The sequence below is a fragment of the Pseudomonas oplopanacis genome (genome assembly GCF_057128725.1).
The window spans coordinates 209,465-221,420 of sequence record NZ_JBSKHV010000011.1; the positions used below are offsets into that span (position 1 = coordinate 209,465).

Consider the following 11,956-nt stretch of genomic DNA (forward strand, 5'->3'; position numbering starts at 1 on the left):
CAAGGGTGATCATTCAGAATTTGTAGGGCCGCACCATGAACTCCCAAAGCATCATCGTCCCGAAAATCTCCACGCTGCCAGTGCACGAACCCCGGGCCCGGGCGGTCGTGCGGTGGCTGGTGCGCAAGAACATCATCAAGGAAGAACTGACCACCTGCGGCCGCACGGGCAATCGCATGGGCCACGCCATCGCCGACGGTGCCCGCGCTGTAGTGCTGCACCCCGAAGCGCTGCCATTTGGCGAGCCGGTCAATGGCCTGGAGATCATCACCAAGCGCTGCATCTACACGCCGGCCAAAGGTTTCCTGAGCGAGGCGGGCTGCGCCGAGTGCCGCAAGGAAGTCGGCGAAGCGCTGTTCGAAAGCCTGGAAGACTGGATGCCCGGCCGCACCGACAACTTCACCTGTCCAGAATGCGGGCATGAAGATGACATCAACGGATTCCTGTTCTTGCAGGAGTGCGGTTTTTCCAACCTCGGATTCATCTTCAACAACTGGGCAGAAGCCGGGTTCAAGCAGAACTTTATCGACGAATTTGCCGATTGGCTGGATCAGCCGGTGAGTTGGGTCAAAGTCGAGTTGTAGGCCCCGAGAATTCCCGTATATCAGTAATGCTAATAATAGACAGAGTTTTACATTGAACCCGAGGGGGTGTCTGACTATAATGGCGCGCTTCCATTTTCCCGCTCGGGAGCCCCCGCGATGCTGCGTATCAGCCAAGAAGCTCTGACATTCGACGACATTCTCCTAGTGCCCGGTTATTCCGAGGTACTTCCTAACGAAGTCAGTCTCAAGACCCGCCTAACCCGTGGCATCGAGCTGAATATTCCTCTGGTTTCTGCCGCCATGGACACCGTTACTGAAGCCCGTCTGGCAATTGCCATGGCTCAGGAAGGTGGCATCGGCATCATCCACAAGAACATGACCATCGAGCAGCAAGCTGCCGAAGTGCGTAAGGTCAAGCGTTACGAAGCCGGCGTGGTCAAGGACCCGATCACTATCGAGGCTGACGCCACGGTTCGTGAACTGTTCGAACTGACCCGCATGCACAACATCTCCGGCGTTCCGGTACTGCACGATGGCGACCTGGTCGGCATCGTCACCTCCCGTGACGTGCGCTTCGAGAACCGCATGGACGTCTCCGTCCGTGAAGTGATGACGCCTAAAGAGCGTCTGGTCACGGTCAAGGAAGGCGCCGACAAGAACGACGTCCGCGAGCTGTTGCACAAACACCGCATCGAACGCGTACTGATCGTCGACGACAAATTCGCCCTCAAAGGCATGATGACCGTCAACGACATCGAAAAAGCCAAGGCATATCCGCTGGCCAGCAAGGACGATCAAGGTCGTCTGCGTGTAGGCGCTGCGGTCGGCACCGGTAAAGACACCGGTGACCGCGTCGCAGCCCTGGTCAGTGCCGGCGTTGACGTGGTGGTGGTCGACACCGCTCACGGTCACTCCAAAGGCGTGATCGACCGCGTTCGCTGGGTCAAACAGAATTTCCCTGAAGTGCAGGTCATCGGTGGCAACATCGCCACCGGTGCTGCCGCTCTGGCCCTGGCCGAAGCTGGCGCTGACGCGGTCAAGGTCGGTATCGGCCCTGGCTCGATCTGCACCACCCGTATCGTCGCCGGCGTCGGCGTCCCGCAAATCAGTGCCATCGCCAACGTCGCCGCTGCCCTCGAAGGCACTGGCGTTCCGTTGATCGCCGACGGCGGCATCCGTTTCTCCGGTGACCTGTCCAAGGCCATCGTCGCCGGTGCTTCCTGCGTGATGATGGGCTCGATGTTCGCCGGTACTGAAGAAGCACCGGGCGAGATCGAATTGTTCCAGGGTCGTTCGTACAAGGCTTACCGTGGCATGGGTTCGCTGGGTGCCATGTCCCAGGCTCAAGGTTCCTCCGACCGTTACTTCCAGGATTCCTCGGCAGGCGCCGAGAAGCTGGTTCCGGAAGGTATCGAAGGGCGTGTTCCTTACAAGGGCACCCTGAGCGCCATCATCCATCAACTGATGGGCGGCCTGCGTTCCTCGATGGGCTACACCGGCAGTGCCGACATCGAAGAAATGCGCACCAAGCCTGAGTTCGTGCGGATCACCGGCGCTGGCATGGCCGAGTCCCACGTGCACGACGTACAAATCACCAAAGAAGCGCCAAACTACCGCGTAGGTTGAGGCTTCAAGCAAAAAGTTAAGTAACCGGGGCTGTTTTATTCAGCCCCGAGTTGTTTCTGAATCACGACTGTTTCTGAATTACTTAGACGAGACTGAATCATGGCCCTCGACATTCACGCCCACCGCATCCTGATCCTCGACTTCGGTTCCCAGTACACCCAGTTGATTGCCCGCCGCGTGCGTGAAATCGGTGTGTACTGCGAACTGCATCCGTTCGACATGGACGACGAAGCGATCCGCGAATTCGCTCCAAAAGGCGTCATTCTCGCCGGCGGCCCCGAGTCCGTGCACGTCGCTGACAGCCCGCGCTGCCCGCAAGCGGTGTTTGACCTGGGCGTACCGGTCTTCGGTATCTGCTACGGCATGCAGACCATGGCTGAACAGCTGGGTGGCAAGGTCGAAGGTTCCGAACTGCGTGAGTTCGGTTACGCTCGCGTTGACGTGGTCGGCAAAAGCCGCCTGCTCGACGGCATCGAAGACCACATCGACGCCGACGGCCTGTTCGGCCTCGACGTGTGGATGAGCCATGGTGACAAGGTCACCAAGATGCCACAGGACTTCCACATCCTCGCCAGCACCCCGAGCTGCCCGATTGCGGGCATGTTCAACGACGCTCGCGGCTACTACGGCGTGCAGTTCCACCCGGAAGTGACCCACACCAAGCAGGGCGGTCGCATCCTGTCGCGCTTCATCCTCGACATCTGCGGCTGCGAAGCCCTGTGGACGCCTTCGAAAATTGCTGAAGACGCCATCGCCAACATTCGCGCCCAGGTCGGCACCGACAACGTACTGCTCGGCCTGTCCGGCGGCGTTGACTCCTCGGTAGTTGCCGCGCTGCTGCACAAAGCCATTGGCGACCAGCTGACCTGCGTCTTCGTCGACAACGGCCTGCTGCGTCTGCACGAAGGCGAGCAAGTGATGGCCATGTTCGCCGAGAACATGGGTGTCAAGGTGATCCGCGCCAACGCCGAAGATCAGTTCCTGGACAACCTGGCTGGCGAAAGCGACCCAGAGAAGAAACGCAAGATCATCGGCCGTACCTTCATCGACGTATTCGATGCCCAGTCGAACAAACTGGACAACATCAAGTACCTCGCCCAAGGCACCATCTACCCGGACGTGATCGAGTCGGCTGGCGCCAAGAGCGGCAAGGCTCACGTGATCAAGTCGCACCACAACGTGGGCGGCCTGCCGGAAGAGATGAACCTGAAACTGGTCGAGCCACTGCGCGAACTGTTCAAGGACGAAGTCCGTCGTCTGGGCCTGGAACTCGGCCTGCCGTACGACATGGTCTACCGTCACCCGTTCCCGGGCCCGGGCCTGGGCGTGCGCATCCTCGGTGAAGTGAAGAAGGAATACGCCGACCTGCTGCGTCGTGCCGACCACATCTTCATCGAAGAACTGCGCAAGGCCGACTGGTACCACAAGGTCAGCCAGGCCTTCGTGGTGTTCCAGCCAGTGAAATCGGTTGGCGTTGTAGGCGATGGCCGTCGTTACGCCTGGGTCGTTGCCCTGCGTGCCGTGGAAACCATCGACTTCATGACCGCGCGTTGGGCGCACCTGCCTTACGAACTGCTGGAAACCGTTTCCGGCCGCATCATCAATGAAATCGAAGGCATCTCCCGCGTCACTTACGACGTGTCGAGCAAGCCGCCTGCGACGATTGAGTGGGAGTGATCCTGCACAAACCTTGAAGGTTTGATCGCTGGATAAAAAAGCCGTGTGAACGTGAGTTCACACGGCTTTTTTCATGGGCCTGTTTTGTCATATTCCTAGCCTGCGTCCCGTCGTCACGGGCGCTTTGCTGTTTCTTTCACAACTGCGGGTGTATCGTATTCGCCTTTTGCGGGCCTTGGCCCTGCCGCTTTTCATGTGAGGTAGTTGAGTTCATGTCGTTTACCCGTCGCCAAATCCTCGGTGGCCTGGCCGGTCTTGTTGTCGTTGGTGTCGGGGCGGGGGGCGCGTCGCGTTACTGGTTGGGCAAGATGGCCGACGCTGACGCAGGTCACGACTACGAGCTGATCGCAGCGCCGCTCGACGTTGAGTTGGTCGCGGGGCACAAGACCGAAGCCTGGGCATTCGGCCCGTCGGCACCGGGGACTGAGTTGCGGGTTCGCCAGGGCGAATGGCTGCGGGTGCGTTTCATCAACCACCTGCCTGTGGCGACCACCATTCACTGGCACGGCATCCGCCTGCCGCTGGAAATGGACGGCGTGCCGTACGTCTCGCAATTGCCGGTGCTGCCGGGTGAGTATTTCGATTACAAATTCCGCGTGCCCGATGCGGGCAGTTACTGGTATCACCCGCATGTGAACAGTAGCGAAGAACTCGGTCGCGGGCTGGTCGGTCCGCTGATCATCGAAGAGCGTGAGCCGACCGGTTTCAAGTACGAAAAAACCCTCAGCCTCAAGAGCTGGCACGTCGATGAGGAGGGCGCGTTCGTTGCGTTTAGCATTCCTCGTGAAGCGGCGCGTGGCGGTACGGCGGGACGTTTGTCGACCATCAATGGGGTCTCGCAAGCGATGATCGACTTGCCCGCCGGGCAGATTACCCGGGTGCGCGTGCTCAACCTCGATAACACCCTGACCTATCGACTCAACATCCCCGGCGTCGAAGCGCAGATCTATGCGCTGGACGGCAATCCCATTGAGCCGCGCCCGTTGGGCAAGGAATACTGGCTTGGCCCCGGCATGCGTATTTGCCTGGCGATCAAGGCGCCGCCGGCCGGTGAGGAATTGTCCCTGCGCAACGGCCCGGTTCGCCTGGGCACTTTGCGCTCAGTGGCGAATACCGACGCACCGACACCATGGCCGCCAGCACTGCCTGCTAATCCGATCGCCGAGCCGGACCTGGCCAATGCCGAGAAACTCAACTTCAATTTCGAATGGGTGGGTTCGGTGTCGGTGAACGTCGATAACGGCAAACCGCCGAGCCTGTGGCAGATCAACGGCAAGGCGTGGGACATCACCGACAAAACCTGCGCCGACCGCCCGATTGCCAAGCTTGAGAAGGGCAAGAGCTACATTTTCGAATTGAAGAACATGACTCAGTATCAGCACCCGATTCACTTGCACGGCATGAGCTTCAAAGTCATCGCCTCGAACCGGCACAAGGTCATTCCGTACTTCACCGACACGTATCTGTTGGGCAAGAACGAGCGTGCGCAAGTGGCGTTGGTGGCGGATAACCCCGGTATCTGGATGTTCCACTGCCATGTGATCGATCACATGGAAACCGGCCTGATGGCCGCCATCGAGGTGGCGTGATGCGTCAGATTCGTCCCGCTGCCATCATCGACCGCAGCCGTGATCGCGACTTCATGCGCGAAGCCCTGGCCCTGGCGGCTCAAGGCGCCGCGCTGGGTGAAGTGCCCGTGGGCGCGGTGCTGGTGCAGGACGGTGAAGTCATCGGTCGCGGCTTCAACTGCCCGATCAGCGGCAACGACCCGAGCGCCCATGCCGAGATGGTCGCGATCCGCGCCGCCTCCCTGGCCGTGAGCAACTATCGCCTGCCGGGCAGCACGCTGTACGTGACGCTGGAGCCGTGCAGTATGTGCGCCGGGCTGATCGTGCATTCGCGGATTGCGCGGGTGGTGTATGGCGCGCTGGAGCCCAAGGCGGGGATTGTGCAGAGTCAGGGGCAGTTCTTTACCCAAGGGTTTTTGAATCATCGGGTGTTGTTTGAGGGCGGGGTGTTGGCGGAGGAATGCGGGGCGGTGCTTAGTGAGTTTTTCAAGGCCCGCCGCGCGAAACCTACTGAATAAACACCGGCCCTTGTGGGAGCGAGCCTGCTCGCGAAAGCGGTATGTCAGTCACATCAATGCTGGATGTGCCGCCGTCTTCGCGAGCAGGCTCGCTCCCACAGTTGATCTCCATTGGTAGTGAGATCGGGGGATTACTTGCGGGCCACGATGACCGCACGCATCGGCGCTGGCAGCCCTTCAATAGTCTTGCTGTGATCGTCCGGGTCCAGGAAGTCACTCAGCGACTGGTACTTCATCCACTCCGTCCCGCGCTGTTCCTCGACCGTGGTTACGCTCACATCCACGCAGCGCACATCCGTAAACCCGGCACGGCGCAACCACAACTCCAGCGCCGGCACCGACGGCAGGAACCACACGTTGCGCATCTGCGCGTAGCGGTCTTCCGGCACCAGCACCTGCTGCTGATCGCCTTCGATCACCAGCGTCTCCAGCACCAGTTCACCGCCCTTGACCAGGCAATCCTTCAGCGCCAGCAAATGCTCGATCGGCGAACGACGGTGATAGAACACACCCATGGAAAACACCGTATCAAAGCCTTCCAGCTCCGGCGGCAAGTCTTCGAACGGGAATGGCAGGTGCCAGGCGTTAGGTTCGGACAGGTAACGCTGCACGGCCTGGAACTGGCAGAAGAACAGCCAGTTCGGGTCAACGCCGATCACGCTGTCGGCACCGGCGCCGAGCATGCGCCACATGTAATAACCGTTGCCGCAGCCGACATCGAGGATGCGTTTGCCCTTCAGGTCCAGATGCGGTGCAACCCGCGACCACTTCCAGTCTGATCGCCATTCGGTGTCGACGTGCACACCGAACAAATCAAACGGTCCTTTGCGCCATGGCGACAACCCCATCAGCGCGGTACGCATCTGCGCACGCGTTTCGTCGTCGCACTCGGTGTCGAGCATCAGGCCATTGAGCAAGTCGACTTCGCTTGGCTGGATCTTCGGCAATGCATCCAGCGCACTCTGCCAACGTTCCAGGTCGCCGTGACCCTTCTCCATTTTCTTGTCGAGTTGCGCTTGCAGGGTGTTGGCCCAGGCGGCCAGCGGTGTACCGGCCAGACGGCGGGCGAGGGGGGACAGATCAATCATGGCAAGGCAATCAACGAGGCAAAGTTAAGACACTGGAACCACGGCACGACTTTCGAGAACCCGGCGGCCAGCAGGCGGTCGCGGTGTTCTTCAAGGCTGTCGGGCTTCATGACGTTTTCGATGGCGCTGCGCTTCTGGGCGATTTCCAGTTCGCTGTAGCCGTTGGCGCGCTTGAAGGCGACGTGCAGGTCGGTGAGCAGCGCGTGTTCTTCAGGGTCATTGAAACGCAGCTTCTCCGACAGGATCAGCGCGCCACCCGGCAACAACGACTGGCGGATACGCGACAGCAAAGCGGTGCGCTGGTCCGGGGCGATGAATTGCAGGGTGAAGTTCAGCGCCACCACCGAGGCCGGCTGAAACTCAAGGGCGAGGATGTCGCCCTCGATCACTTCAACGGGCAACAACTCCTGGAACATCGAGTCCTGGCCATTGAGGTATTCGCGGCAACGCTCGACCATCGCCGCGGAGTTATCCACAGCGATCACGCGGCAACCGTCGGTGCGCACGTGCCGGCGCAGCGCCTGCGTCACAGCGCCCAGGGACGAACCAAGGTCGTAGAGCACACTGTTGGGCTGGGCAAATTGCGCGGCGAGCACGCCGAGGTTTTCCACGATGGTCGGATAACCCGGCACCGAACGCTTGATCATGTCCGGGAACACCCGCACCACGTCCTCGTTAAAGGCGAAGTCAGGCACCTGGGCCAAAGGCTGGGCGAAAAGGCGATCGGATTCTTTGCTCACGGCGGTTCCAGCGGCATGGGTGGAAAAGGCCGGCATTTTAGCCAAATTGACGGGGGGATGCGCGGGTTGTCTGATAAACCGGCTGGAAGGGGTACTCGGGGAGCTGCATTGTCAGTAATGCCGCCTTCGCGAGCAGGCTCGCTCCCACAATGGATCTCGTCGAACTCAAATATTGCATTCACCGCAGATCAAATGTGGGAGCGAGCCTGCTCGCGAAGAATTCAGCGCGGTTTCTGGGTGAACGCTGACGCCGTAATCCCCCACTGCCCCAGCCAGTAACTGAGGATGATCACGTAGGGCGCCGCATCAAACGGCGCCACAAAGCGGCTGATACCAATCACGCTGTCGGAGAACACAAACGCCAGCGCGCCCGCCGCCGCCAGCAACGCCGAGCGTTTTGGCACATCAGTGCCCAAACGAGCCAGCGCCCGCCAGAGCATCGCGCTGATGGCCAGCCCATAAACAATCACCGGGATCAGCAACGGGCCGAGGCCGTGGGAAATCAGAATTCCCAACAATACCGCGCCAACGATCAAGGCGATCACCAAAGGTAACGCCGCCAACCGCCGGCAATCGCTCAAATAGGCTTTGAGATAAGCCAGATGCGCGACCAGAAACGCCCCGAGACCGAACACAAACAGATCCCCTGGCCACGCCAGCAACACGTCGCCGAGCAGCGAAAAAATCAGGCCAAGGCTGATCCAGCGGCGATAGTCGCTGGGCGGCGCGTCATGCAACCAGCCGAGCAGGGCCAGCACCGGCAACGGTTTGACCAGCAGACAAAGCAACGTCGCGTGTACGCTCACGCCATACAGGAAGGTCACCGCGCCCATCAGCGCCAGAATCAGCCAGCCCACGATCAGTTAACCGAGATTGCGCAGTCGAAAGTTTCCACCGGCAACACTTCCGGGGCCCAGGGTTGTTGCGAGGTCAGGCGTAGACGTCCGGAGCCGGCGGTGAAGGCTTGAAAGCGCCAGGTCGAAAGACCGGCGCTGCCGACGATCCCTGCATCTTCCGGATTGGTGTACACCTCAGGGCTGAGGGCATGCAGCACACCACCGGCCGAATCCTGGATTGCCCAGCGGTAACCCGTGCTCGGGTTGCTCGGCAGGGTCAGGATCAGGTTTTGCCCGCTGTTGAGTTTCACCGGGCATTGGCTTTGTTTTTCCACGGTCACGTTTTGTTTCGGTTGCGTGGCGCAGGCGGCCAGCAAAGAAAGGGCGAGGGGGACAAACAAGCGAGTGGGGGACATAAGGTCAGCGGCTCCGGCGTTCACGACGAACGGCGAGCATAACTGAAGATGAGACAAAGTGTGACGGTGCAGAGTTGTCGGCCATGCCGACGCCTTCGCGAGCAGGCTCGCTCCCACAGGGGGCAGTGATCAACCTGTGGGAGCGAGCCTGCTCGCGAAAGCGGTGGGCCAGGCACTACATACCAATCAGAACAATATCTTCGCCACATCCGCAAAACGCTTGGCGAAATGCACGGTGATCCCTTCCTTCAGGTAATCCGGCAGCTCCTCAAAACTGCCACGGTTAGGTTCCGGCAAGATCAACTCGAAGATCTTCTGCCGCCGCGCCGCAATCACCTTCTCGCGTACCCCGCCAATCGGCAGTACGTGCCCGGTCAACGTCAATTCGCCGGTCATGGCCACGCCTTTTTTCGGTGGCTGGTTACGTGCGAGCGAGAGCAGGGCGCTGGCCATGGTCACGCCGGCGCTCGGGCCATCTTTCGGGGTGGCGCCTTCCGGGACATGCAGGTGGACGAAGGCTTCGTCGAAGAACTTCGGATCACCGCCAAACGACTTCAGATTCGAGCTGACGTAGCTGTAGGCGATTTCCGCCGACTCTTTCATCACATCACCCAGTTGACCGGTGAGTTTGAAGCCACGATTCAGCGTGTGGATCCGCGTCGCTTCAATCGGCAAGGTCGCGCCGCCCATGCTGGTCCAGGCCAGACCGGTAATAACGCCGGTGCCGGACAGCACTTGCTCGTTGCGAAACACCGGATGACCAAGTGAGGCTTCAAGGTCTTTCGGAGCAATTTTGATCACCGCTTTCGGTTCGTCGATCAATTTCACCACGGCTTTGCGCACCAGTTTGCCCAGTTGTTTTTCCAACTGACGCACGCCGGCTTCACGGGCGTACCCGTCGATCAACGCTTTGAGGGCGCTGTCGCTGATGCTCAGGCTGCCTTTGGACACACCGGCCTTTTCCAGTTGTTTGGGCCACAGGTGACGCTTGGCGATGGCGATTTTTTCTTCGGTGATGTAACCGGACAGGCGAATCACTTCCATCCGGTCCAGCAATGGGCCGGGGATCGAGTCCAGGGTGTTGGCGGTGCACACGAACAGCACTTTCGACAGGTCCAGGCGCAGGTCCAGGTAATGGTCGAGGAATTCGACGTTCTGTTCCGGGTCGAGGGTTTCCAGCAGCGCGGAGGCTGGGTCGCCTTGGTAGCTTTGACCCATCTTGTCGATCTCGTCGAGCATGATCACCGGGTTCATCACTTCGACGTCTTTCAACGCCTGCACGAGTTTGCCCGGTTGCGCGCCGATGTAAGTGCGGCGGTGACCCTTGATCTCGGCTTCGTCGCGCATGCCGCCGAGGCTGAAACGGTAGAACGGCCGGCCGAGGGATTCGGCGATGGACTTGCCGACACTGGTTTTACCTACGCCCGGCGGGCCGACCAGCAACACGATGGAGCCGCTGATCTCGCCTTTGTAGGCACCGACCGCGAGGAATTCGAGGATGCGGTCCTTGATGTCGTCGAGGCCGGCGTGGTGCTTGTCGAGCACTTTGCGCGCGTGTTTGAGGTCGAGTTTGTCCTCGCCGTACACGCCCCACGGCACCGAGGTCGCCCAGTCGAGGTAGTTGCGGGTGACCGCGTACTCCGGCGAGCCGGTCTCGAGGATCGACAGTTTGTTCATTTCCTCTTCGATGCGTTTCTGCGCCTGCGGCGAGAGCACTTTGCCGGTCAGGCGTTGTTCGAACTGCTCGATGTCGGCGCTACGGTCATCCTTGGTCAGGCCCAGCTCTTGCTGGATGACCTTGAGTTGTTCCTTGAGGAAGAACTCGCGCTGATGCTCGCCGATCTTGCGGTTAACTTCGGCGGAAATCTCTTTTTGCAGGCGCGCAACTTCGACTTCCTTGCGCAGCATCGGCAGGACTTTTTCCATGCGCTTGAGCATGGGCACGCAGTCGAGCACTTCTTGCAGCTCGCCACCGGTGGCGGAGGTCAGGGCGGCGGCGAAGTCGGTCAGCGGCGACGGGTCGTTGGGGCTGAAGCGGTTGAGGTAGTTTTTCAGCTCTTCGCTGTACAGCGGGTTGAGCGGCAGCAGTTCCTTGATCGCGTTGATCAGCGCCATGCCATAGGCCTTGACCTCGTCGGTCGGCTCGGTCGGCTGGTGCGGGTATTCGACTTCCACCAGGTACGGTGGGCGATGGTGTTTGAGCCAGGTCTTGATGCGCACCCGGGTCAGGCCCTGGGCGACGAATTGCAGTTTGCCGTTTTCGCGGCTGGCGTGGTGGACCTTGACCAGCGTGCCGTACTCGGGGAGTGCGCCGGTGTTGAAATGGCGCGGGTCTTCCTGGGGCGTGTCCATGTAGAACAGGGCCAGGGAGTGGTGATCGGCTTTGCTGACCAGGTCGAGGGTTTCGGCCCACGGTTCTTCGTTGACGATGACCGGCAGGACTTGGGCCGGGAAGAACGGGCGGTTGTGGATCGGGATGATGTAGACCTTGTCCGGCAGGTTCTGGCCGGGCAGGGCGAGGCCTTTGCCGGTAGCGTGGTGTTCGATTTGCTCGGCTTCGTCGTACTCGCTCGGGTCTTCGGGGAATTCTTGCTGGTCGCTCATGGGGCACCTGCGCAATGGGGTATGGGTCTTAGATGGGGCAGGTGGGGGGCGGTTTCAATGGCACGGGATATTTCAAGTTGTGTGTTCAGGGTTTGGACAGGTGCTGGTGACTTGGCGGCCTCTGGGCCGACCATGTTGTTGGTTTGGGTGTACATATCCGTTGCTGCGGTAACGGCTGCTTAGGGTTTCGCCCTTACGGCGACTCACTTTTTTTTTCAAACGCCAAAAAAAAAGTAAGCAAAAAAAAGGTTCTTCACGGATTCCCGGGAAACACAGAAACAAGAACGCCGATTTGATTGATGATGTTCGTGCGAGCAAACACATCTAACAAACCGGCG

10 protein-coding genes are annotated in these 11,956 nt (G+C 60.1%); 5 read left to right on the top strand and 5 right to left on the bottom strand.

Annotated features, from left to right (window positions below):
• The first annotated feature begins 35 nt into the window (after positions 1-35).
• The 5 genes from ACWKV5_RS21585 to tadA all read left to right on the top strand — a co-directional run bounded on the left by ACWKV5_RS21585 (position 36) and on the right by tadA (position 5,934).
• Positions 36-584, top strand: a complete 549-nt coding sequence (locus ACWKV5_RS21585) for a sugar ABC transporter ATPase (RefSeq protein WP_483842913.1) — start codon at positions 36-38, stop codon at positions 582-584.
• Between the two features lie 117 nt (positions 585-701).
• A complete protein-coding gene (guaB, locus tag ACWKV5_RS21590; protein WP_483842914.1) occupies positions 702-2,171 on the top strand; it encodes an IMP dehydrogenase in 1,470 nt (489 codons plus the stop codon).
• A gap of 99 nt (positions 2,172-2,270) precedes the next feature.
• A complete protein-coding gene (gene guaA / locus ACWKV5_RS21595; protein ID WP_123435011.1) occupies positions 2,271-3,848 on the top strand; it encodes a glutamine-hydrolyzing GMP synthase in 1,578 nt (525 codons plus the stop codon).
• A 212-nt stretch (positions 3,849-4,060) separates the two neighbouring features.
• A complete protein-coding gene (locus tag ACWKV5_RS21600; RefSeq protein WP_483842915.1) occupies positions 4,061-5,437 on the top strand; it encodes a multicopper oxidase family protein in 1,377 nt (458 codons plus the stop codon).
• Positions 5,437-5,934: a tRNA adenosine(34) deaminase TadA gene (tadA, locus tag ACWKV5_RS21605; protein ID WP_483842916.1), complete on the top strand. Its 498-nt coding sequence runs from the start codon at positions 5,437-5,439 to the stop codon at positions 5,932-5,934. Before ACWKV5_RS21600 ends, tadA begins: the two co-directional genes overlap by 1 nt.
• 131 nt (positions 5,935-6,065) lie before the next feature.
• Here the strand turns inward: tadA and cmoB are convergent, their stop codons facing one another.
• From cmoB to lon, 5 genes are all read right to left on the bottom strand, one after another.
• On the bottom strand, positions 6,066-7,022 hold the full coding sequence (gene cmoB, locus ACWKV5_RS21610) for a tRNA 5-methoxyuridine(34)/uridine 5-oxyacetic acid(34) synthase CmoB (RefSeq protein ID WP_483842917.1): 957 nt from the start codon (positions 7,020-7,022) through the stop codon (positions 6,066-6,068).
• Positions 7,019-7,798 (bottom strand): carboxy-S-adenosyl-L-methionine synthase CmoA, encoded by a 780-nt coding sequence (gene cmoA / locus ACWKV5_RS21615; protein ID WP_483842918.1) that lies wholly within the window; start codon positions 7,796-7,798, stop codon positions 7,019-7,021. Before cmoA ends, cmoB begins: the two co-directional genes overlap by 4 nt.
• A gap of 185 nt (positions 7,799-7,983) precedes the next feature.
• The gene (locus tag ACWKV5_RS21620) at positions 7,984-8,619 is read right to left on the bottom strand and encodes a lysoplasmalogenase (protein WP_483842919.1); all 636 of its coding nucleotides are present in this window, start codon (positions 8,617-8,619) and stop codon (positions 7,984-7,986) included.
• A gap of 2 nt (positions 8,620-8,621) precedes the next feature.
• Positions 8,622-9,014, bottom strand: a complete 393-nt coding sequence (locus ACWKV5_RS21625; RefSeq protein ID WP_483842920.1) for a protease inhibitor I42 family protein — start codon at positions 9,012-9,014, stop codon at positions 8,622-8,624.
• A gap of 186 nt (positions 9,015-9,200) precedes the next feature.
• A complete protein-coding gene (lon, locus tag ACWKV5_RS21630) occupies positions 9,201-11,618 on the bottom strand; it encodes an endopeptidase La (protein ID WP_123435002.1) in 2,418 nt (805 codons plus the stop codon).
• Positions 11,619-11,956: the final 338 nt, after the last annotated feature.